The organism is Castellaniella sp. WN, assembly GCF_054457555.1.
Genome location: NZ_JBTKZC010000001.1, coordinates 2,744,967 through 2,766,771 on the forward strand (window position 1 = coordinate 2,744,967; position 21,805 = coordinate 2,766,771).

A 21,805-nucleotide genomic window follows, 5' to 3' on the forward strand; every position below is an offset into this window, starting at 1 on the left:
GTGCATGTCCCCGAGCCACGGCTCACCCCGCCTCGGGAGGATTCGGCTCCCTGAGCACGATCAGGGCGTCGAGAATACGCCACGAGGCGCCTCCTTCAGCGCACACGAGCGGGTTGACGTCGATCTCCGCGATCACATCGCGGTTGGCATGCACGAATGCGCTGAATCCGGAGACCAGCGCGGCAAGCGCGCCGACATCCGCGGGTGGCCTGCCTCTGGCGCCGTGCAGCAATGCCGCGCCTCGAAGCCGTTCGATCATTTCCCGCGCCTCCTCCACGCCGAAGGGGGGCAGGCGCATGACGATGTCGTTCGCGATCTCGACGAATATGCCGCCGATGCCCACGACCACCACCGGACCGAACTCGGGGTCGGTATTGGCGCCCAGGATCAGTTCCTGTTCGAACCGGACCCGTTCCTGGACCAGGACGCGCACCGGACCGGTCTCCCCCGTCAAGGCGCGGATACGGCTCTGGATCGCCTCGAACGCGGACTCGAGCGCGGCCTCGTCGGGCACGTCCAGGAACACGATGCCGGCATCGGACTTATGCAGAATCTCCTCATGCTCTCCCTTCAGCACCACGGGGAACCCCAGCCGCGCGGCGGCCGCTTTCGCCTGCGCGAGGCCGGACACGCCGATTTCCCGCGTTTCCGGCAAGCCCGCGGCGGCCAGCACCCGCTTGGCATCGCTCTCGGTCAACACCCGCCGCCCCTCGCGCACGGCAGCCAGCAGCAGGTCGCGCGCCGCCGCGGGAGAGGCCGGCGCCCCGAGGGAATCCGACGCCCGTCCGGCGCGCGCGTTCCAGACAGCGCAATACCGGTCGAGCGCGCGCAGGCCCCGGGCCGCCCGGGACGTCGTCCGGAACACGGGCACGAGACTGCCGTTCAGGCGCTTCCGTTCTCCCGGCTCGAAACTGCCGCCCGCCCAGACCACGGCCACGATTTCCTCGCGTTCGACGCAAATCTTCATGAAATCGTCGATCGCCGCCCCATAAGAATGCGCCACGGTGATGATGGGCACCACCACCTGGATGTCCGGATCGTCCATCATCACACGGACGCAGCGCCCCCAGAACGCATCATCGCCGATGACCCGCGACGTCGTATCCAGCGGATTCTGGAAATGCCCGTCGAAACCCAGCGCATCGACGATCGCCGGTTGCGTTTCCTGGCGGAATGGCGGGAAGCCCAAGCCCGCCAGGGATCCATGGTCCGCGAACAGGCCCACATTGCCGCCGGAAAGCGACAGGGCCGCGCAGTGCGCGCCGGGGCGCTCATAGCGGCGGAGCTTCCCCGACGCCCTCAGTTTCGAGAACATGGAGGCGATCTGGTAGAGATCGTCGATATCGTCCGCCACGGTCACGCCATACCGGTCGCAGACCATCTCGAACACTTCGGACTGGCCCGCCAAGGCGCCCGTATGCGACGCCGCCATGGTCTTGCCCAGGCTGGACCGTCCGGACTTCAGCACAACGACCGGCTTGTGAGCGGCTCCGGCCGACCGCAGGAACTCGATGAAACGACCGGGATCCTTCACGGCTTCGATGGTCATCGCGATGACGTCGGTACCGGGATCATCGACGAAGAATTCTCCGACCTCGACCGTGTCTATGTCCGCTTCATTCCCCGTGCTGATGAGATGGCTGAAGCCGATCTCTTCCTCGAAGGCGAAATACGCGACGGCCGCCAGCCCCAGGCCGCCGCTCTGCGTCACCAGGCCGATTCGGCCCCGCGGAGGTTCCGGCCACTCCATGACCGCCGCCGCCGACACCGCGGCCCCCGCCTGGAAATTGCAGAATCCGATGCAGTTCGGTCCCAGGAGCCGGATGCCATGGGCATGCGCGTACTTCAGCGCATCATCCTGGAGACGCTTGCCTTCCGCCGTTCCCGCCTCGGCGAATCCTCCGCTGACGACGACGACCAGCCGCACGCCTTTGGCCTTGCACTGCGCCAGGACCTCCATGATGCGGCCCGCGTCCACGCAATAAAGGACGCAGGCCACGCCACCGGGAACGTCCGCAAGCGTCGGATAGGCGGTCAGACCGCCGATCTCCGCGCGCTTGGGATTGACGGGGTAGATGGCGCCCGGATATCCATGGCGCAGCAGGGTCGGCACGATACGTCCCGTGAAACGGCGGGGATCGACCGACGCCCCCACGATCGCGATGGAATCCGGCGCGAACAATGCGCCGAAGGACTCCGCCTGTTCGACCTTTTTCTCAAACCGCTCTACTTTCATGGCTCACCAAAAAATTGTCAGTCAGTCTTTCTTGCCATACGCTGACCGGATCTCGTCGGTATCCTGCCCGAGATGCGGAGGACCCCGCCGCACGGGCAAGTTCTTTTCATTCAGGCGGATCGGCGCGATGAAGGTTCGCGTCTCCCGGCCATTGGGCAGCGTCAGGGGCTGGACCCAGCCCATGTGGGCGGTCTGCGGATCCGCAAGCGCACTTTCAAAGGTATTGATCCGCGCGTGCGGCACGCCGGCTCGATCGAAGGCGCCGATCCAGTGCGCGACCGGCCTCTTCCCGAAGACGGGCTTCAGGATGCGTTCGAGGGCGGCCTGATTCCTGGCGCGATCCGTCGTCGTCCTGAAACGCGCGTCCTCCGCCAGTTCCCGCAGGCCGACCACATCCAGCACTCCATGCCACAGTTTGTCGTTCCCCGCCGCGATCGCGAAATACCCATCGGTCGCCCGGAACGCCTGATAGGGCGCATTGCGCGGATGCGCCGAACCCAATTTCCCCGGGCTGCGGTTCGTACCGAAGTACTCGCTGGTTTGCAAGGCCGCGACACCCAGGGTGCACCCGAACATGGGCACGTCGATATGCGCGCCGGGACCGCCCGCTCGGACGCGCACCAGAGCGGCGGCGATGGAGAACGCGGCATAAAGGCCGGAAGAAAAATCGACCAGGGGAACGCCGCATTTCACCGGCCCGCCCTCCGGCTCCCCGGTGACGCTCATCACGCCCGCGGCTGCTTGAATCGTCAGATCGAATCCTCCCTCGTTCGAACGGGGCCCGCTCTGACCATAGGCGGAAATCGAGCAAAAGACCAGGGCCGGCTTTTCCCCCGCAAAGCTCTCATACCCCAGGCCCAGGCGGTCCATGACGCCGGGCCTGTTGTTCTCCAACACGACGTCCGAGTCGAGGATCAGACGACGGGCGATGGCGATGTCGTCCCGGTCCTTGAGGTTCAGCACCACGGACCGCTTGTTCCGGTTCAAGGACGCGAAATTCTCGCTATAGCCCCCGGTGAGCGGCGGCCATTGCCGAAAGCTGTCGCCGCCCGGCGGTTCGACCTTGATGACGTCCGCCCCCATGTCCGCCAGCAGCATGGCGCCATAGGGCCCGGACGCCGTCGTGCAGAATTCGATGACGCGGATGCCGGACAACGGCAGCGCGGAAGAATCAAGGAAAGCATCCATAGTCGGCAATATGCTCTTGAAATGTGTGATGATCTGGCTAGAGGGATCTCGCCACGATCTCCTGCATGATCTCGTCGGTCCCGCCGAACAGCCTCAGCAGCCTGGAATCGACCCATGCCTTGCCGATCAGGTATTCGGCCATGTACCCGTACCCTCCGAACATCTGCATCAGATCGTCCAGCAGCCGCGTCGCCATCCGGGAGGCGGTCAGCTTCACCATGGCCGCGTCCAGCGCGGTCAAACCGCCCCTCAGATGGCGCTCCAGGCAATCGTTGACGTAGCTTCTGAGCATCACCACCTCCGCCTTCGCGGAAGCCAGCTTGAAGCGGTTGCTCTGGAAATCGAAGACGGACTTGCCGAAGACCGTCCGCTGGCGCGTATAGTCGATCGTCTCGTCCAGCATGGATTCGAGGATGGCGATCGCCCGGATCGCGATCAGCAGACGCTCCTGGGGCAGATTCAGCATCAGGCAGGCGAAGCCCTCGTTTTCCTTGCCCAGCAGATTCTCCACGGGGACCCTGGCGCTGTCGAAAAACAGTTCCGCGGTGTCCTGCGCCTTGAATCCGATCTTGTCCAGGATGGAGCCCCGGGTGAAGCCTTCGGTTCCGCGCTCCACGACGATCAGCGAAATCCCCTTGGCGGCGGCCGAGGGATCCGTCCTGCAGACGACCACGACGATGTCCGCATTGATGCCATTGGTGATGAACGTCTTCTGCCCATTGATCACGTAGGCATCCCCGACCTTCTCGGCCGAGGCCTTGATGGCCTTCAAGTCGCTGCCTGCGCCGGGCTCCGTCATGGCGACCGCCGAAATCACTTCCCCGGACGCCATCCCGGGCAGCCACTTCCGCTTCTGCTCCTCGGTGCCGAAGTTCATGATGTAGGGCGCCACCGTGATCGAGTGGGTGGGAAAGCCGACCCCGGTCGCATTCACCCGCATCAGTTCCTCGACCACCACGGCCGAGTGCCCGAAATCCCCGCCCCCGCCGCCATATTCCTCGGGAACGTCGCAGCACAACAGCCCGGCCGCCCCCGCCTTCAGCCACACATCCCTGGGCACGATGCCCTTTTTTTCCCAGCGGTAATGATTCGGCGCGATCTCGGTTTCGACGAAGCGGCGCACCTGCTGTCGAAAGAGTTCGTGATCCTCACGATATATTTCACTCATAACTGCCCATGCCGTCTCATCCATTGACCGGTTGCGCCATGAACGCCCTTCGGGCCGTTCGAGAAACCGAGACCGCCTTCGCGCGCTCCATGAAGGCGGCCTCTTCGGCCGTCAGCGCGGCGGCGCGAGTTTCTTCGTCTCTTCTATCGAGAAGTCGTTCGCCTTTTGCGCAAACGAGAGATCGACATAGCGTTCCGTGTTGAACGGTTTCTTCAGCGTGCCCGCCTCGTGCAGAAGGTCCGCGGCCCGCTGTATTTCTTCCGGAGTCGCGTTTCCGTACAGGCCGCCATGCGGCTGAGCCAGGGCCAGCCGGGTTTCCAGCAGACGCTTGGCGAGAGCGGCCCTTTTCTCCCGGTCCGCCGCGGGCGGCTGCTGTTCGGGAAACTGCTTCCAATGCAGGGCGACGGCGGCCTCCGGATTGGCGCCGGCCCACACGATCGACTTCCAGAACGCCCGCAGCATGCCGACGACCAGCTCCGGCGATTTCTCGATCGTATCGCTGCTCACGATCACGGGACTCATCCCGGGCAAGCCGTTCATCGGCGAATCCAGGGTGCGCACCTTCTCGACTTCGATCATGTTGAACGCAAGCACGTTGGCCGCGTCCCACAGTCCGATCGCCTGGATGGCGCCACTCTGATAGGCCGCGGCCGCCTGATTGCCCACCCCGACCGGCAGCCAGCTGACATCCTTGTCCGGATCGAGCCCCGCCTTCTGAACCAGGATCCGGTCGAACTGGTACGACCCGGACCCGAGGGACTGGACGCCGATGACCTTCCCTTTCAGGTCGGCCATGGTCTTGATCGGCGACTCGTCCGCCACCTGGATTCGATAGATCCCGTCCGAATAGAAGGCGACCACCCTCAGGTTGCCCGCGATTTCCATGTACGGGTAGAAGCCTCCGGCCCCGGCGATGGAAATCAGCGCCTGGCCGTTCGCGACGGCCTGCGCGCCGGCCGCGCCATCCTTGACGGGCTGCATGATCACGTTCAACCCCTCATCCCGGTAGAAACCCATCCGTATGGGGATCGATGACAAATACATGGACGCCGGAGAATATCCCGGGTCCGTGAACGCGAACACCACATCGGTCAGGGGGCGTTTGCTCCCCGTCGCGGCCATCGCCAGGCCATGGCTCGCGTGATTGGCGCATACGATGCCTGCCGCGCCCAGAGCGGACAGCACCTGTCTTCTATTCCAGCCTGTTTTCATCGTCCTATCTCCTAGTTCATGGGCACCGGCGGACACACGATCCCGGCGCCGTTCCTCCTGCGTGGAAAATCAGTTCCCGGAAACACCTCCCATGGCGCGAGTCACGATATATTGACAACTGAACAGAATCCCGTAACCGACGAGTGCGATGCACGACAGGACCGCCAGAACGCCGAATACGCCCGGAATGTCGCCCACGGTGCTCAACTGGATGATCAGGAAGCCGAGCCCGCTGCGCGCGCCGACGAATTCACCGACGATCACGCCCAGCAAGGCACTGACGATGGCGACCGTCATCGAGGCAAAGATGTAAGTCGTCGCATTCGGGAGCCTGAGATACCGGAACTCCTGCCATGCCGACGCGCGCATGGAGCGCAGCAGATCGACCTGCCCGCCGTCCACGGATTTGAGGCCGGCCACTGTGTTCACGAATACGGGGAAGAAGGCGAGCATGGCGCCGATCACGATCTTGGAGGAATAGCCATAGCCCAGCCAGGTCAGGAGCAGCGGCGCGATCGCGATCTTGGGAAAGGTCTGCCCCATCAGGACGTAGGGATAGCAGGACAGCCGCAGGATATTGGAATAGGCGAACAGCGTACCCAGCACCAGAGCCACGGCGATCCCGATCACGAAGGCGAACAATGCCTCCATGATGGTCACGCCCATGTGGAGCGCCCAGTTCCCCACCCGGAAGCCCTGCGCCAGCGCCGTCAGGACATCCCCCGGCGCCGGCAATACCAGATGCGACACCCAGCGGAACGAATAGGCGGACTGCCATATCGCCATGATGCCTATGAATATGACGACCGTGATCAGAAAATGAACCGGCTTGTACCCCGTGTTTATGCTGTTTGCCATGATTCCAGACCATCCAGGTAAAGTTCAGAGATCGCGCCGCGCCGGGGGCTATGCGATTCCGGCAAGCGCGGGCGCGTCTTCGCCGATGGAGCCTTCCTCCTCCGCCAGGTTGGGATACAGGACGCCGCGCACACGCTTGATCAGTTCGAACATTTCGCTGCTCTGGCGCATCCGGCGCGTCCTCGGCCTGGGCAAATCCACGTGGATGATGTCCTCGATCACCCCCGGCCGCGGGGACATGATGACAATCCGGTCCGACAGGAACACGGCCTCCTCGATGCTGTGCGTGATGAAGAGAATCGTTTTTTTCTCGGCATGCCATATGCGCAGCAACTCATCGTTCAGCGTTTCGCGCGTGAACTCGTCCAGAGCGCCGAATGGCTCGTCCATCAGCAGCACGCGCGGATTCGTGACCAGGGCGCGCGCGATCGCGACCCGCTGCTGCATGCCGCCGGAGAGCTGGTGGGGAAAGTTGTCGACGAACGCCTCCAGGCCCACGAGCCGCAGCAGGTCGTGCGCCCTCGCGTTCGTTTCCTCATTCAAATCGTTATTGATGATCAAGGGCAGGAGAACGTTCCGCAGGACGGTTCTCCACGGCAGGAGCGTCGGCGCCTGAAACGCGATGCCGACCGCGGGGTGCGGTCCATTGATTTCCTGATCTCCGATCCGGACGGTTCCAGTCGTCTGCTTCAGAAGGCCTCCGATGATCTTGAGCAACGTCGATTTACCGCAGCCGCTCGGGCCCACGATCGACAGGAATTCACCCTCGCTGAATTCGAGCGACACCGGCCCGAGGGCTTTGATCGCCCCCCGATTGAATTCTTCTGTGACGTCATTGACTTCGATTGCGATATTTGGCGTAGACATGTCAAAAAGCACCCGGAGATTGATCAGAATGGAACTTGTTCGCGACTCCGACGGCCAGGACGCCGTCCCGGGCCGTGTCGCCACGCCCGCAAAACGCCTGCTTTATCCGCGTCCCCCTATCTCACCGGAAATGCGGTCCGCATACCGCCGGATCAGATCGACGTAATGCGCTTCCGGAGTGATGGAAAACCGATACGCCGGGCCCGACAGACTGATGGCGGCCACCGCGACATGCTCGTGATTGAAGATCGGCGCGGCGATCCCCACGATGTCGGCGCGATACTCACCGCGATTGATGGCATAGCCCTGCGCCCTGATTTCCGCGAGCCGCCGGCGCAACGCGTCCGGGTCGGTCGTGGTGAGCGGCGTATAGCCCTTCAAAGGCGCGGCGCATACGCGCTCCATTTCGGCCTCGTCCTGGTGAGCCAGCAACACAAGTCCGCTCGCGACGCAATGGGCGGGCGCCAGATCGCCCATCCTGACGTATGCCTGCACGGGGCTGGAGCAAACGACGTGTTCGAGATACAGGACATGATTGACCGACGAATATTCCGAGAGCAGGCTGCTTTCCGAAGTGGCCTCGGTCAGATCGCGGAGATGCTTGCGGCTCAGCGCCTTCAAGTCGATCTGCCGGTCCGCGATCAACCCGAGCTTCCATAGATTGCGGCCCAGCCGATAGGACACGGCATCGGCCCCCCGCAACACAAAACCTCGCGCCTCCAGATTGCTCAGGACGCCATGCACCGTTGCCTTGCCGATGCCCAGGCGCCGGGCGATATCGGTGACGCGGCAGCCCGCGTCGTGCGCATCGCCCAGGACTTCCAGCACGTCGATGGCGGTGTTCAGGGACTTCAGGTGCCGGCGCGGGGACGCGGCGGCACTCGATGCGGCCGGCGTCGGGCTCGGGTGTTTTTCAGCCATGCGCGGCGCATCCATACGTCGCTTCCCGCACTTCCTTGGCGACCCGTTTTTCCTCGTCCACCTCGGCGCGCAACTTCTTCAGTTCTTCCGGGGACCGCCGTTCGGGATTGCAGTAATCGAGCCGCCATTCGGTGGGTTCAATCCAGCGCAACGGATTCTGGACCGTGGTCCGGGGGCCCGGAGCGGCTTCCAGCAGACGCAGCGCAAGCCGCAAGGTGCTCTCCTGGGACGCCGGATCATGCGGCCGGCCCACCGAGTTCCCCAGGGGGAAGTCACTGAAGCACAGACGCGGCACGCCGACATGTTCCACGATGTCCTTGGCCACCCCCATCACCACTGTCGGGATCCCGTGCCGTTCCAGGTATCGCGCCGTCAGCGAGACCGATTGATGGCAGATCGGGCAGTTCGGCACCAGGATGACCGCATCGGCGCCGTCCTTCAGACAGCGCGCCAGCACGTCGGGACAATCCGCCTCCACAGTGTGGCGCTGGCTGCGATTGGTCGGAATCCCATGGAAATGCTCGGTGATGCCACCGATCACGCCCTCGTCCCGCAAGCGCTTGAGGGCCTGCAGGGGGAAATAGGTATTGAGGTCTTCCGCCGTCGTATGCTGCCTGTCGATGCCGACATGGGATATCCGCATGTCCGGGTTCCCGTCCGTGACGGCGGAGTAGACCTTATAGAACTTCGCCAGGGCGTTATAGGGAGCGCCCGGCCCCTGATCCCCCTTGCCCGGCTGGTAGGGCGCGGCGGTCGTGATCAAGGCGATGCGCATCCGATTGAGCGGCTTGCCCGGCGGCGTGAACGGCACGTCCTCGTAATGGGCCCACTGGTACGGATTGTTGTAGCCCAAGGCGAGATACCAGGCCTCCGTCCTCTCCATATAGCGCACCGGCGCATCCCAGGCCGGCGCGAAACCGAGATCGTCTCCGATATCCTGGACGACTGACTTGGGCTGCGCTTTAGCGTTCATTTGAAACTCCTGAAGAAGTGAAGAGCATCGAGATCGTTGATCCGGATCGCTATGTTGTTCACCTGTGGTGAACACCATTCGTGTATAGTGAACGATTAATGGCAGGCTATCGTGTCCGCGCACTGATGGACAATCCGTAGTTACCCTTGCTTGAGATGCCGCGACGCGACACGAGACCGGCGGCCGCGAGCCACCCTCATTCCCATGCGGAGACCCGCCGGCAGCGGCGCTTCTCATCGAAGCGGTCCGGCGTGGAGAAAAAGAAATCGCTCAGGCCGTGGCCACCAGGCTCGGCAACCCCAGATCCCAGGTGCCGGGCAGCAGGCAGCGCAACGCCTCGCGCGAAGCGTCGATGCATCCGCCCTCGGCATACACGCCGCCCGGATCGCGCAGACGCATCATGCGTTCCAGTATCCGGGACGTCGCCTCCGGATCGGCGAGGGACTCGGCCACGTGGGCCTCGACCACGGACTCGTCCATCCATGGACGGCCGCCGTCCCGGCGCAGGCCGTCGCGCCAGTGGTAGAGCTCCACGCACTTCGACACCAGGGTGTAGGGCTGCCCGGGTTTCCAGAAGTTCGTGAAACGGCCCGAGCCCAGGTAGAACACCCAGGATCCTTCGTAGCCTTCGACCTCGGCCGAGGCGGCGTCCGGATTGCGGAACCACAGCCGGTCGCCCGGAACATAGTAGCGGGACGGCAGCGGCGCCTGCAGGGATCCGTATTCCCGCAGGAACACGTCGTGGAAGGCGCCCGACTGGATCGCCCGCGTCCGCCATTGGCGCTGCAGCGCCCCCAGGGCGGCCGGGTGGCTTTCGGCCAGCTCCTGGGCCAGCGCCAGCAGGAGCACGTATTCCGTCGCCCGATAGCACGAAAAGGAAAAGAGACGGCCCGACAGGTCCGGCCAGAGTGTGCGCTCGAGCGAAGGAATCAGTTCGTGGCCCGGCTTCAGGACGAAGCCGGTTTCCTCGGCCCAGGACCAGCATTCGGGGCGTTCGGCCTGCTCGGTGTCGAAGGCCAGCACGGTGCGCCGGGCGGCCTGGACGATGCGGCGGCGCACACGTATGGCCGCGGCCAGCTCCCCCGCGCTGGGAAAATCGACACGCACCGGCGACCGCAGCAGGGCGACGAAAACCTCTTTTTCCAGGTCCTCCCGATGCGCTTCCGGATCCAGGGCCAGGGTCCGCGCGAGCTCCGTCGTGTCGCCGTCCGGCATCCAGCGCCCGGCCGCGTCCCGGGCCAGGCGCAGATCCCGGTATGCGCCCAGGGCATCGATCCCGCGCGTCTCCTCGACGGCTTCGGCCCAGCGATCATCGGACAGCCAGGCCGACAGGCTCTCGATTCCTGCGTCCGCCAGGGGGCCACGGACACGCACACCAGCAATCGGATTCACGGCGGACGCCTTCGCTCGGGAAAGAAAACCACCATGCTAAAGAGAAGCGGGCGGCGCGGATGTAACCTATGGATACCGACCCGCCCAGGCGGACCGGCCGGCCTCATTCAATCCGGCCGTCCCGGGTCCGGCCGACCAGGTCCCGCAGTTCCGGCAGCGCCCGCCGCGCCGCCCGCTCGCCCTCGTCGATCGCGATCGACGCGCGGTGATAGTCCATCAGGGCGAAATCCGCCAGCCGGGGCCGGATCAGCACGTCCGCCGGCTCTCCCGCGAGACGGCCGCGCGTGATGCGCACCTGCATGATGTTCAGGCTCATGCTCAGCACGTCGAAAATCGACGGCATGCCCGGCGCCTCCGGCGCGCCGCTCCTGGCCCCCCCGAGTCCCAACGACAGCTTGCTCAGCACCGAGGCCAGGGCGCCAGGCGCAACCGCCTCGTCGGCCTCGGGCGCCTCGTCCGGCTTGAGACGACGCCCGATCAGGTCGGAGTTCAGATCCACCGCGATGACGATGTCCGCCCCCATCGCGCGGCACAGGGACACGGGCACCGGATTCACCAGCGCGCCGTCGACCAGCAGGCGCCCCTCGCGCCGCGCGGGCGTGAACAGGCCCGGCAAGGCGGCGGAAGCGCGCACGGCGTCGATGACGGAACCCTCGCGCAGCCAGACCTCCCGTCCCGTCGCCAGTTCGGTGGCGACCGCCCCGTAGTCCCTGGGCAGGCTGTCGATCGTCTTGTCATCCAGGTGCGAACGCAGGAAGGAAAACAGCTTCTCACCGGGGATCAGGCCGCCGCTGACGGTGAAATCCAGCAGACCCATCACGCCCTGCCAGGTCAGTCCCCGCACCCAGGCCTCGAACTTTTCCAGCTGTCCGTCCGCATAGGCCGCGCCGACCAGCGCGCCGATCGAGGTCCCGCACACGACGTCCGGCGCGATGCCGGCCTCTTCCAGGATGCGGATGACGCCGATGTGCGACCAGCCGCGCGCCGACCCGCTGCCGAGGGCCAGTCCGATCCTGGGCTGGAATACGCGCATGGCGGCTCCTTTTCGACGATCCGGAGTTGTAGTCATTCACGTTGTAGCACAGGCGGTAGCCGCTTTCACTCAGGCGGTCAGCACAATCTTTCCTACGAACCCTCCCTCCGCGACCCGGTGCAGCGCTCGAGCGGCATCCGGCAAAGGAAGGCGGGCCGCGACAGGGACGCGGAAACGGCCGGCCCGCAGGTCGTCGATGTAGGCCGCCACGCTTGCCGAGACAATCTCGGGCTCGCGGTCCAGATAATCCCCCAACTGAAAACCGGTCACTGTCAGCCCCTTCAGGAGAACATAGTTCAGGGCCAGTTTCGGAATGGCGCCGCCAGCAAACCCAACAACCACCAACCGGCCGTTCCAGGCCAGGCTGCGACGGACATCATCAAAAACATCCCCTCCCACGAGATCGATCGCCACATCAACCCCGGCACCCGATGTCATCGCAAGAATGTGTTCCCGGATATTCCCGTCAGACGCATACAGAGTCTCATCAGGCATCGCCCCACCGGAACGCGCTTCACGTCCACGGCCCGATACAACTCCAATCACTCTCCGCGCACCGGCGGCGCGGGCTCTATGCACAGCGGCACGCCCGACGTCTCCGGCCGCCCCCGTAATCAGAACCGCATCACCCGGTCCCACTCGTCCACGAATATCGACCGCTATAGCCGCCGTCAGGTGCGACAGGAATCCGCCCACGACAACGGCTCGATCCAGAACGTCGCAATCCACCGGAAAGACACGGTGGCGCGGCACGAGGACCCGAGTCTGGAAGGCGCCCTGCGTGACCCAGGCCAGTGCAACCGAACCGGCACTGACATCTCTGACATCCGCGCCGACCCCCTCGACCACTCCAATCAACGATTTCCCCGGAACGAACGGCAAGTCGGGCCTCACCTGGTATTTGCCGCAAACCATCAGATAATCGGCATAGTTCACGGACGCGGCCTCCACGCGCATCAGTACTGAATCCGGAGCAGGCGCATCCAGTTGAACCGGTTTCCACGCAACATCGCAATCCGGCCCATAACGGTTGACGACGGCGCCATACACTGAAGTCATGCCCGCCTGCCATCCCTAAGCAAGAACGGATGACAGAGACTCGCGTTCACGCTCCCCACCCCCCTGCTCCAATTGAAGCTGCTTCGCGGCCCGGTAATATTTCTCTATCGGGCCGTTACGAAGAAATCCCTTGCCGCCCAACAGGTGCATACAGGTCGCACTGGCGCAAGCGCCCCCATCGCGGGCCAAGATGCCGGCGATGGAATAGGCATATGCGGCATTCCCGCTCGTCAGCCGCAAGGATTGGGCATGGTGGAGCACCCTTCTCACAGCATTGACTTCAGTATCGACATCGGCCAGCGTATGCTGAACCACTTGAATCGTGCCAAGCGGCTTTCCAAACTGCCTGCGCTCCTTGACGTATGTCACCGCGATATCGAGGCATGCGTGCATGGCGCCACCCAGATAAGCCGAACGCAATAAATCGACCACCATCGCCGCGCAGTTGAATTCATCGACGCTCACCACACCGATCATTTTCGATTCATCAATGGCCGACGACGTCATCATCACATCGGCACTCGCGTTGGGAAACATCGTGGAGACGGCTTCAACCCGCACGCCAGCACCTTTCGCCGGAACCGCATGAACAGAAACCGTTTCGCCGCTTTGGCGCGCGACAAGAAACATCCGGGCGGCCGCCGCATACGGAACCAGCCCGCATGCAATCGGTCGGCCTGCGCGATGCAAGGCGGCGCCGCAACCACCCACCAGCTGCACAACCGGGCCTCCCGCTGAAGCGACCTCGAAGATATCCGCCGCCAGCTTCCGGGGCCCGGCGGCCCCCAGACGCGCCAAACCCGCCGCCCATCCCATCATTCCGTATAGCGGAACCTGCGCCAGCCAATATCCCATGCTCCAGGACAGAGCGACAAGATCGGAAAGCTCCGCGCCGATCCCTACGGCCGCCAAATCATGCTCGCCGAGCATTTCCTCGAGCAGTTCACTATCCAGCCCATTCTCGTGAAGGTCTCGCCGCGCCATGATGTCGCCGCCAAAATGCCTCTTCAAGGACTCGATGATCCAATCCTTCCTTGCGCTCATCTCACTCATCTTTCTCACTCCACCTTGGAAAAAGAAAATTCACCGGCGCGGCAAGCCGAGACCATCTTTCGCAATGACGCCACGCTGAATCTCAGTCGCCCCCTCAGCCCAGCGCCTTTCCTGGAACTGTCGATAAGCCCACTCGATTTCACCTCTCAGCGGAGCGCCTTCGCTGTTGACGGACCTATAGCCGTCCGCCCCCAACATGTCCATCGCCATACCCGCAAGCTGTGGAATCAGCTCACTGATGAAAAGCTTCGACGAGGCGGCCGGCCCCATGGGGATTTCGCCTTTCTCTTCCAGATCCAGTACGTGATACACCATGAGGGTCGCGGCATGCGCCCTGGACACGGCATTCGTGACCGCGGCACGCCATCTTTCCTTCTCTTCGCTGGAAGGAAAACCGGTGTAGATCGCAACGATCTGATCCGCCAGGCGACGCACCTGTCCAACACGCCACGGCACGGTCCGCCCAAAAGTGAGACTCGTACCGAGCACTGACCACCCTTTATTCAGGCCCCCGACGATGCACGATGCATCGACCGCGACATCCTGATAATGGACCTCATTCAGCCTGAAACCACCACAGGTATGCACCGGCTTCACCGATATGCCCTCGGATTCAGCATCCACCAGCATCATGCTGATCCCTTCGTGACGTTCCACTGTCGAATCGGTACGTACAGCGACGTAGTACAAATCAGAGAGGTGGCCAACGCTTTGAAAGGCTTTCGTTCCATTGATGACATACTTGTCGCCCCGCTTCACCGCAGTGGTCTCCAGACTCGCAAGATCGCTCCCGACCTTGGGTTCCGTATAACCTACGCAAATATTCAGAGAGCCATCCCTGAGTCCGCCAATCACCTGTTTAGTCCGCTTTTCTTGCGGCTCCAGAGCCGCGAGGGTGCTCCCCACGATCTGACTCAGCACCGCCCCCAGCACCGGCGCCCGCCGGTAGGAAGACTCCTCAAAAACAATCGCCTGAGCCAAATGCCCCCTACCCCGGCCGCCGATCCGCTTCGGCCAGGCAAGCCCCAAATAACCCGCACGACCGACTGCTTGTGTAATTTCACGCGAATGCTCTTCGCCGCTTTCCTCCATCATGCGCCTCACGTCATTCGTGATGATTCCATCCAGAAATCCCCCAACCTCGCGCCGCAATGATTCTGTTGCCTCATCACGCGGCGCATGTATATTGCTATTCATAAAAATCCGTCTCCAATAGATATTTATAAATTGCCGCAACGTCAGATCATGCGGACCACGGCGCCTTGCATCCGGCATCTTTGCGATTTCCCTCGAGGCGGCCCGGGATCCACCGGAAATCAAGCGATTGGCACCTCGTGAGCCGGCATCAATTCGAGGTGATCGATTCCTCCGCCATGTGGCAGATGGTCACCAAGCTCATGAAGGTAGAATAGGCACGTTCCATAATGGAGCGCAATTGTTCCGTATTTGGGAACGGCATCCGACCGATGCTCTTGTCCCCATTGCAGCAATCACACCATGGGCAACGCCCTGCTCGAATACGAAATCGCCATGAACAACACACTCATCAAGGGGCTGCGGATCATCGAGCTACTGGCGCGGGAGCGTGAACCCATGGGCCTCTCGCAAATCGGTCGCGCGCTGGAAATCTCCAAAGGCAACGTACACCGCCTATTGCAAGCGCTCGTTGCCTGCGGCTATGTCATCCGCGTCCCTGGCGGCAGCGCTTACGCCTCGTCAATCAGGCTTTGGGAATTGGGTTCGGCCGTGCTCGCAAAACTGGATCTCAAGCGCCATGCGGAACACGTGATGGAGGCCCTGGCGGATGCCACCGGGGAAAGCGTGCATTTGTCCGTACGCGACCGCGACGAAGTCGTGTACGTTCACAAGATCGAAGGCCGCAACCCCATACGGGCATACACCCAGATCGGCGGGCGGGCGCCCATCTACTGCGTGGCCACGGGGAAGGCCATGCTGGCCTTCCAAAGCGACGAATACATCCTCCGGGTGAGCCAACACCTGGCGTCCCACAGTCCCAATACCATCACGGTTCCGCAGCAATTGCTGAAGGAGTTGAAGCTCATCCGCAGCCAGGGATATGCGGTGAACATCGGCGAATGGCGCGCCGAGGTCTCAGGTGTGGGCACCTCGATTTTCGACTCCGCGGGTCAGGTGATCGCCGCTGTCGGTATTTCTGGCCCCACAGAACGGTTCGATACAAGGCACATCCACCATTGTGCCGAGCTGTTGTGCGATGCCGCCGACACCATCATGGCCGGCCTGGGAGGAAACCGCTCGCAACACACGCTGTCTACGCTTGGGCGGCATGAGTAAAACGAGGCGCGCCCCGACGTTGACACGTTGCAAGCGATGATCAGGCGGCGCAGCGCCATCGAACCGATCGTCGGGCACGAACCCAGGGTCCGCGAGAAAGATGCCTTCGGTGGTTCAGAATCGGGGGAAAACGGTCGGCGCCTCCCAAGAGGCGCCGACCGCTACCCGCAAGAGCAGGTCTTTAGAACGGAATGTCGTCGTCCATGTCGGCCAGGTTGCTGGCCGGGGCCGCCGCCGGGGCGGCGGGACGCGGTTGCTGCTGTTGTTGCGGCGCGCGCCGGGCCGGCGGCTGGGAGAAGCCGCCCGAATCGCCGCCGCCCATTTCGCCGCCGCTGTCGCGCCCGCCCAGCATCTGCATCTGGTCGGCGACGATTTCCGTGCTGTAGCGATCGGCGCCGGTCTCCTTGTCCTGCCACTTGCGTGTCTTCAGGCGACCCTCGACGTAGACCGAGCGGCCTTTCTTCAGGTATTCGCCGGCGATCTCGGCCAGGCGGTTGTAGAACACCACACGGTGCCATTCGGTTTCTTCACGGCGCTCGCCCGAAGCCTTGTCCTTCCATTGGGACGTGGTGGCGATCGACACGTTGCAGATGGCGGCACCGTCCGGACTGTAGCGGACTTCGGGGTCGCGCCCCAGGTTGCCGACGAGGATGACTTTATTGACGGAGGCCATGGTGCAGAATCCTGTAGTGAACGATGTGGCTGCCATTATCGGGGACGATGCCCGTCCGGGCCGCATCGAAATGCATCAAATGATCATTATCGCCCAGGCGGGATTACACCTACAAGCTGTTGGCGCAGCCGCCCCTGCTTCCCGTTGGCGCAACGTGAGAATGTCCGGCCGGAATGCGGGCCAGCCGGACATGAACCCGCCACCGCCCACAATGCCGGCACGCTCAGTTCGACTGCGGGGGCAGGCGGAAGCCCGCCTCGACGTGCTGGATCATGCGTCTCAAGGTTTCTTCGAAGCTGTCTGTCTGGCACAAGCCGTCCGACAGGGCGCTGAGCCGGCTCAGGCTGGTGATCGTGTAGTGCAAGGCGCCCAGCGCGAAATGTAGCCGCCAGTAGATTTCCTCGAGGCTGAGCTCCGGAAGCACGGCCTGCAGATACGGCACGAATCGCTTGAGATGCGAGGTGTCATGGTGCAGCATATCGTATATCGGGGAATCACGATCCAGATGGCCCCGTTCCAGAAACTGGATGAACAAGCCGCGTCCACCCGCATCGAATGACCACCGCACACCGGGACGCAACAGGGCGTCCAGCACCGACCTCAGGGGGACGACGCCTCCGTCGGCTTTGAGTGCGGCGCGATGCAACAATTCAAAGCGTTCCTTGTTGAGCTCCCGCGCGCGTTGCAGGAACACGGCCTTGAAGAGGTCTTCCTTGTTGCCGAAATGGTAATGGGCGGCGGCCAATGCGACGTTCGCTTCGCTCGTGATCTCCCGCATGGATACCGAAGTGAAGGAGCGATGGGCGAACAAGCGCTCAGCCGCTGCAATGATCTTCGCACGCGTGACAAGGCTTCGACGCTGGCGCCGCTCGTCCGAGGCAAGCGGATCATCGTGGGATGCTTCTTCGAGGGTCACGATTGTTTTCTCGCAAACCGACGGGCCGCCTCGACCAGCGCGGCCTTCGTGATCTTCCCATTCGCATTGCGTGGCAAGGGTTCCATGCCGATCATGTAGAACTCGGGTTGTTTGTAGTCTGACAGAAGCTCGGCCAGGGCGCGTCGGACCCGGGGTTCATCAGGACCGTCGGGCTCGGCCCTCAGGCACAGGCAGACCCGTTCGCCCAGCACATCGTCGGGAACGGGCACGGCGGCCGCTTCCATGATGCCTCCGATGGACAATGCGGCATTTTCGACCTCGGCACTGAAGATCTTGTACCCGCCCCGATTGATCAAGTCCTTCTTCCGATCATGGATATACAGATACCCGTCCGAATCAATGCTGACGATGTCGCCCGTCTTCCAGTATCCGCTTTTGAAGTTGACTTCGGTCTGCGCGGGATCATTCCAGTAGCGCGGCACCACCATGGGCCCGCGAATCCAGAGCTCGCCGATTTCACCAGCGGGAAGTTCCACGCCATTGTCATCCATGATCAAGGCTTCGCCGCATTGAACCAGCAGGCCGATCGATGCCGGACGGTCGCGGCTCGCCCACGCCGGCATGATAGAAACCGGAGAAGACGTCTCCGTCGCGCCATACGCATTGATGAGCTGCAATTGCGGCATGAGGGCGGCCATGCGGGAGATCGTTGCGGGCGCCATGACGCCCCCTCCATAAATACCGGTGCGCCAGCTTGAAAGCGCATCCGGCGCAAACTCCGGATGCATCAGGATCAGATGGTAAATGGCAGGTACGAATACCGTGAAGGTGATGCGCTCCGCCCGCAGGGTCCGGATGACGATGCGGGTGTCATACTGACGCAGGATCACGGTGCAGCCGCATGAACTCAGCATGTTGACGAACAAGGCCATGAATCCGGAAATATGCGACCCGGGAATGGCCAGAAGACCGCGCTGTCCAGGCTTGAGATCAATGCCATAGGCATACTGCAGCGCGGAATGGACGATGTTGAGGTTCGTGATACAGGCCCCCTTCGGCCGCCCGGTCGTTCCGGACGTATAGAAGAGGAAAATCGTGTCATCCTCATCTCCGGTCGGGGGGGAAGGGTTTCGCGACCACGGGAAAATGGATGCCCAGGTCCCCCAGCGAACCATCGTCGCTTTCGACGCACCAGTGCCGGCGTACCGATCCGAGCTGATCCCAGGCGGGTATCCGGTCGCGCAAGCCGCCCTCCCAGATCAGGCCCGATGCCTCGCAGTGATTCAAGACATAAGCGAGCTCACCGGCAGCCATCTTTGCACTGAGCGGGACGGCGATCGCGCCACGTCTGGCAATCCCCATCATGACGAGGAAGAACGGCAGCCCGTTGCCCAGGAACACGCCAACGCGATCCCCGGCACGAATGTCCGCCTTCTCCAACGCCCAGGCCACGCGATCCGCCCATTCACCAAAGGCGCGATAGTTCAGGCCGACACCCGCGCAGCTCAGCGCCTCGTGGTCCGGAGTCGTCGCTTCCGCATGCCGCAAAAGCTCGTCAAAGCGTGCGGGTCGCTGCGCCAGGCAGCGGATCACCTGATTTTCAAAATGCAGTTCGGACCTCACCGTATTGATGCTCGGGTCCACCACAAAGCGCCCGTTCTCGATCCTCGGGGCATAGGATTCATGTTGTTCACCCATGATCATCTTCCTGGTTCAACGAGGGGGCAGGCGCAGACCGCCATCCAGCCGGATCACCACGCCATTGAGCAAATGTTGATCGACGATGGACAGCACGAGTGTCGCAAATTCGTCCGGATGCCCGAGACGATCGGGAAACGGCGGACGCAGGGTAGAAACGATATCACGTGCTTTTTCCTTCATCCCGTGCACCATCGGGGTGGAAAACACACCGGGCGCAATGGCCACCACCCGAATGCCGAACTTGCCCAGTTCCCGCGCCAATGGCAAGGTCATGGACGCGATGGCGCCCTTGGATGCCGCGTAGGCTGCCTGCCCCACCATGCCGTCGAAGGCTGCCACGGAACTGGTGTTGATGATGACGCCACGCTGGCCATCCGGATCGGCGTGAGCGGATTGCATCTCGCGTGCCGCCAGTCTGAGGTAGTTGTACGTGCCCACGGTATTGACTTCCAGCACGTGCCTGAACTCGTCCAGCGACATCGGTCCATCCGGCCTCAAGGTCGCGCCGGGCGCGGCAATCCCGGCGCAGTTCACCAATACGTTCGGAGCTTTCCATCGGGCCACATGGCGTTGAACGACCGCTTCCGCATCCTCGGCGGAGGCCACGTCGACGGTTTCCCGAACCAGCCCATCATGCTCCGGGCAGGCCGGTCCAAAGCCGCAGTCAACGGCCGTCACACGGTATCCACGCTCGAGCAAGGCATCCTGCGTGGCGCGACCCAGGCCTGAACCCGCTCCCGTCACGATGGCGCTCAGGCTCCGGTCCAAACTCGCATCCTCATAATGGAACGGTCGTATCATAAATTTCTCTCTCTTTTTGGATGATCCACAATTTTACGCATTATTGTGCCAAGAAATCGCCAATTTTCCTATGTTTCACCCATAGCCTCTCCTCGTTTACCCCGATATCGGCTTATATTTTTGGACGCTCGTACCAATTTTGCTAGAATCCGGACATCATCACGACCAAGATCGCCCCAGAGCATCGACAATCGGGCCAACCATCCGGCCCGGACACCAGGAGGAGTAGCATGAAAAAGCACACATTCTTTGGCATCGCCCTCATTGCGGGCCTGTCGTCATGGTCCGCAACGCAGGCAGCCGGCATCAAGATCGCCCATATCGACCCATTTTCCGGGGCCTTTGCCAATGTCGGCACCGTCAATGGCAAGCATGTGCAGTTCGGAGCCGACCTCGTCAATGAGGCCGGCGGCGTCCTGAAGGGTTCGACCCTGGAGATTGTCAGGTTCGACAACAAAGCGAACGCGAAGGACGCCGTCACGGCGCTGCAAGACGCCATCGATCAGGGCATTCGAATCGTCACCCAGGCGACGAACTCGGGGATTGCGCTGGCCGTCGAGGATGCAGTGGTGAAATACAACCGCCGGAACCCGCAGGATCCCGTGCTGTACCTGAATTACGGCTCCGCCGATCCATCGATCACCCGCGATCACTGCAATTTCTATACGTTCCGCTTCGAGGCGCATTCCGGCATGAAGCAGGACGCGCTGACCGATCGCATCGCCGCCGACAAAGACATCCGCAAGGTGTACATCATCGGCCAAGATTACGGCCACGGACATGAGGTCAGCCGCTACACGAAGGAAATGCTCGCCAGGAAGCGTCCGGACATCCAGATCGTGGGCGATGAATTCCACCCCATCGGCAAAGTCAAGGACTTCACCCCTTACATTGCCAAGATTCAGGCTTCAGGAGCCGATGCCGTGATCACGGGGAATTTCGGATCCGATCTGACCCTGCTGGTCAAGGCCGCCAACGATGCCGGTCTGAAAACGAAGCTCTTCACCCAGTACGCGGGCACGTTCGGAACGCCGACGGCCATCGGAAAGGGAGGGGTCGGGCGCATCTACGATGCGGCGCCCTGGCACCCCGAGGTCGCTATCGAGAAGCACTCGCAGAAAGCCGAACATCTGATTGCCACGTTCAAGCAAAAGTACGGCGAGGATCTGTACTACTACCAGATCCTGGTTCAGATGCAGATGCTTGGAAAGGCCATCGACCAGGCGGGTTCAGCGGAACCCAGGGCCGTCGCAAAGGCCCTGTCGGGCGCCAAGTTCCAGGGCGTGACGGGGGACATGCTCATGCGGCCAAGCGACCATCAGCTGCTGCATCCGCTCTTCGTCTCGATCTTTACGGACCAGAACATCCATTACGACTCCGAGAACACGGGCATTGGCTGGAAGACGGTCTCGGAAACACTCGCAAAGGATCTGAAGGACGACTCCACCTGCCAGGTGAAGCAGCCTTCCTGAGCCTGATC

At 62.6% G+C, this 21,805-nt stretch carries 20 protein-coding genes; 2 read left to right on the forward strand and 18 right to left on the reverse strand.

From position 1 onward, the window contains the following. Positions 1–22: 22 nt before the first annotated feature. From ACTPOE_RS12985 to ACTPOE_RS13045, 13 genes are all read right to left on the reverse strand, one after another. Positions 23–2,236 (reverse strand): acetate--CoA ligase family protein, encoded by a 2,214-nt coding sequence (locus tag ACTPOE_RS12985; RefSeq protein WP_458872546.1) that lies wholly within the window; start codon positions 2,234–2,236, stop codon positions 23–25. A gap of 21 nt (positions 2,237–2,257) precedes the next feature. Then, the gene (locus tag ACTPOE_RS12990) at positions 2,258–3,424 is read right to left on the reverse strand and encodes a CaiB/BaiF CoA transferase family protein (RefSeq protein ID WP_458872547.1); all 1,167 of its coding nucleotides are present in this window, start codon (positions 3,422–3,424) and stop codon (positions 2,258–2,260) included. 37 nt (positions 3,425–3,461) lie between these two features. Further along, entirely contained in the window at positions 3,462–4,592 is a 1,131-nt protein-coding gene (locus ACTPOE_RS12995; RefSeq protein WP_458872548.1) for an acyl-CoA dehydrogenase family protein, read from the reverse strand. Between the two features lie 111 nt (positions 4,593–4,703). After that, complete coding sequence (locus ACTPOE_RS13000; protein WP_458872549.1) at positions 4,704–5,804, reverse strand: ABC transporter substrate-binding protein; 1,101 nt, start codon at positions 5,802–5,804, stop codon at positions 4,704–4,706. Positions 5,805–5,873: 69 nt separating this feature from the next. Continuing rightward, on the reverse strand, positions 5,874–6,662 hold the full coding sequence (locus tag ACTPOE_RS13005) for an ABC transporter permease (protein ID WP_458872550.1): 789 nt from the start codon (positions 6,660–6,662) through the stop codon (positions 5,874–5,876). Positions 6,663–6,710: 48 nt separating this feature from the next. Beyond that, positions 6,711–7,529: an ABC transporter ATP-binding protein gene (locus ACTPOE_RS13010; protein ID WP_458872551.1), complete on the reverse strand. Its 819-nt coding sequence runs from the start codon at positions 7,527–7,529 to the stop codon at positions 6,711–6,713. Positions 7,530–7,631: 102 nt separating this feature from the next. Beyond that, positions 7,632–8,465 (reverse strand): IclR family transcriptional regulator, encoded by an 834-nt coding sequence (locus tag ACTPOE_RS13015; RefSeq protein WP_458872552.1) that lies wholly within the window; start codon positions 8,463–8,465, stop codon positions 7,632–7,634. Next, positions 8,443–9,423, reverse strand: a complete 981-nt coding sequence (locus ACTPOE_RS13020) for a glycine/sarcosine/betaine reductase selenoprotein B family protein (RefSeq protein WP_458872553.1) — start codon at positions 9,421–9,423, stop codon at positions 8,443–8,445. The genes ACTPOE_RS13015 and ACTPOE_RS13020 overlap by 23 nt, the downstream gene beginning before the upstream one ends. 270 nt (positions 9,424–9,693) lie before the next feature. Then, the gene (locus ACTPOE_RS13025) at positions 9,694–10,815 is read right to left on the reverse strand and encodes a hypothetical protein (protein WP_458872554.1); all 1,122 of its coding nucleotides are present in this window, start codon (positions 10,813–10,815) and stop codon (positions 9,694–9,696) included. Between the two features lie 103 nt (positions 10,816–10,918). Next, positions 10,919–11,848: a patatin-like phospholipase RssA gene (rssA, locus tag ACTPOE_RS13030; protein WP_458872555.1), complete on the reverse strand. Its 930-nt coding sequence runs from the start codon at positions 11,846–11,848 to the stop codon at positions 10,919–10,921. Positions 11,849–11,917: 69 nt separating this feature from the next. Continuing rightward, positions 11,918–12,907: a zinc-binding dehydrogenase gene (locus tag ACTPOE_RS13035; RefSeq protein WP_458872556.1), complete on the reverse strand. Its 990-nt coding sequence runs from the start codon at positions 12,905–12,907 to the stop codon at positions 11,918–11,920. A 15-nt stretch (positions 12,908–12,922) separates the two neighbouring features. Beyond that, the gene (locus ACTPOE_RS13040; protein WP_458872557.1) at positions 12,923–13,960 is read right to left on the reverse strand and encodes an acyl-CoA dehydrogenase family protein; all 1,038 of its coding nucleotides are present in this window, start codon (positions 13,958–13,960) and stop codon (positions 12,923–12,925) included. A 30-nt stretch (positions 13,961–13,990) separates the two neighbouring features. Continuing rightward, the gene (locus ACTPOE_RS13045; RefSeq protein ID WP_458872558.1) at positions 13,991–15,157 is read right to left on the reverse strand and encodes an acyl-CoA dehydrogenase family protein; all 1,167 of its coding nucleotides are present in this window, start codon (positions 15,155–15,157) and stop codon (positions 13,991–13,993) included. A gap of 300 nt (positions 15,158–15,457) precedes the next feature. On the opposite strand from ACTPOE_RS13045, the gene ACTPOE_RS13050 reads away from it, so the two are divergent. Then, a complete protein-coding gene (locus ACTPOE_RS13050; RefSeq protein ID WP_458872559.1) occupies positions 15,458–16,273 on the forward strand; it encodes an IclR family transcriptional regulator in 816 nt (271 codons plus the stop codon). A 181-nt stretch (positions 16,274–16,454) separates the two neighbouring features. Here ACTPOE_RS13050 and ssb read toward each other — a convergent pair whose 3' ends face one another. The 5 genes from ssb to ACTPOE_RS13075 all read right to left on the reverse strand — a co-directional run bounded on the left by ssb (position 16,455) and on the right by ACTPOE_RS13075 (position 20,292). Next, positions 16,455–16,946, reverse strand: a complete 492-nt coding sequence (ssb, locus tag ACTPOE_RS13055) for a single-stranded DNA-binding protein (RefSeq protein ID WP_376816218.1) — start codon at positions 16,944–16,946, stop codon at positions 16,455–16,457. Between the two features lie 223 nt (positions 16,947–17,169). After that, positions 17,170–17,862, reverse strand: coding sequence for a TetR/AcrR family transcriptional regulator (locus tag ACTPOE_RS13060; RefSeq protein WP_458872560.1), 693 nt, complete (start codon positions 17,860–17,862; stop codon positions 17,170–17,172). After that, on the reverse strand, positions 17,859–18,998 hold the full coding sequence (locus ACTPOE_RS13065; RefSeq protein ID WP_458872561.1) for a class I adenylate-forming enzyme family protein: 1,140 nt from the start codon (positions 18,996–18,998) through the stop codon (positions 17,859–17,861). The genes ACTPOE_RS13060 and ACTPOE_RS13065 overlap by 4 nt, the downstream gene beginning before the upstream one ends. Continuing rightward, positions 18,928–19,521 carry an AMP-binding protein gene (locus tag ACTPOE_RS13070; RefSeq protein ID WP_458872562.1) on the reverse strand — a complete coding sequence of 198 codons (594 nt, stop codon included), beginning with the start codon at positions 19,519–19,521 and terminating at the stop codon, positions 18,928–18,930. Before ACTPOE_RS13070 ends, ACTPOE_RS13065 begins: the two co-directional genes overlap by 71 nt. Before the next feature lie 15 nt (positions 19,522–19,536). Further along, positions 19,537–20,292, reverse strand: coding sequence for an SDR family NAD(P)-dependent oxidoreductase (locus tag ACTPOE_RS13075; protein WP_458872563.1), 756 nt, complete (start codon positions 20,290–20,292; stop codon positions 19,537–19,539). Positions 20,293–20,555: 263 nt separating this feature from the next. Here ACTPOE_RS13075 and ACTPOE_RS13080 point away from each other — a divergent pair, with 263 nt between their 5' ends. Beyond that, the gene (locus ACTPOE_RS13080) at positions 20,556–21,797 is read left to right on the forward strand and encodes a branched-chain amino acid ABC transporter substrate-binding protein (RefSeq protein WP_458872564.1); all 1,242 of its coding nucleotides are present in this window, start codon (positions 20,556–20,558) and stop codon (positions 21,795–21,797) included. Positions 21,798–21,805 lie beyond the last annotated feature (8 nt).

Excerpts from the sequence above, each read along its gene's own strand:
- ACTPOE_RS12985 (WP_458872546.1), bottom strand. The coding sequence starts at position 2,236 with ATGAAAGTAGAGCGGTTTGAGAAAAAGGTCGAACAGGCGGAGTCCTTC.
- ACTPOE_RS12990 (WP_458872547.1), bottom strand. The coding sequence starts at position 3,424 with ATGGATGCTTTCCTTGATTCTTCCGCGCTGCCGTTGTCCGGCATCCGC.
- ACTPOE_RS12995 (WP_458872548.1), bottom strand. The coding sequence starts at position 4,592 with ATGAGTGAAATATATCGTGAGGATCACGAACTCTTTCGACAGCAGGTG.
- ACTPOE_RS13000 (WP_458872549.1), bottom strand. The coding sequence starts at position 5,804 with ATGAAAACAGGCTGGAATAGAAGACAGGTGCTGTCCGCTCTGGGCGCG.
- ACTPOE_RS13005 (WP_458872550.1), bottom strand. The coding sequence starts at position 6,662 with ATGGCAAACAGCATAAACACGGGGTACAAGCCGGTTCATTTTCTGATC.
- ACTPOE_RS13010 (WP_458872551.1), bottom strand. The coding sequence starts at position 7,529 with ATGTCTACGCCAAATATCGCAATCGAAGTCAATGACGTCACAGAAGAA.
- ACTPOE_RS13015 (WP_458872552.1), bottom strand. The coding sequence starts at position 8,465 with ATGGATGCGCCGCGCATGGCTGAAAAACACCCGAGCCCGACGCCGGCC.
- ACTPOE_RS13020 (WP_458872553.1), bottom strand. The coding sequence starts at position 9,423 with ATGAACGCTAAAGCGCAGCCCAAGTCAGTCGTCCAGGATATCGGAGAC.
- rssA (WP_458872555.1), bottom strand. The coding sequence starts at position 11,848 with ATGCGCGTATTCCAGCCCAGGATCGGACTGGCCCTCGGCAGCGGGTCG.
- ACTPOE_RS13035 (WP_458872556.1), bottom strand. The coding sequence starts at position 12,907 with ATGACTTCAGTGTATGGCGCCGTCGTCAACCGTTATGGGCCGGATTGC.
- ACTPOE_RS13040 (WP_458872557.1), bottom strand. The coding sequence starts at position 13,960 with ATGAGTGAGATGAGCGCAAGGAAGGATTGGATCATCGAGTCCTTGAAG.
- ACTPOE_RS13045 (WP_458872558.1), bottom strand. The coding sequence starts at position 15,157 with ATGAATAGCAATATACATGCGCCGCGTGATGAGGCAACAGAATCATTG.
- ACTPOE_RS13050 (WP_458872559.1), top strand. The coding sequence starts at position 15,458 with ATGGGCAACGCCCTGCTCGAATACGAAATCGCCATGAACAACACACTC.
- ssb (WP_376816218.1), bottom strand. The coding sequence starts at position 16,946 with ATGGCCTCCGTCAATAAAGTCATCCTCGTCGGCAACCTGGGGCGCGAC.
- ACTPOE_RS13065 (WP_458872561.1), bottom strand. The coding sequence starts at position 18,998 with ATGGTTCGCTGGGGGACCTGGGCATCCATTTTCCCGTGGTCGCGAAAC.
- ACTPOE_RS13070 (WP_458872562.1), bottom strand. The coding sequence starts at position 19,521 with ATGGGTGAACAACATGAATCCTATGCCCCGAGGATCGAGAACGGGCGC.
- ACTPOE_RS13080 (WP_458872564.1), top strand. The coding sequence starts at position 20,556 with ATGAAAAAGCACACATTCTTTGGCATCGCCCTCATTGCGGGCCTGTCG.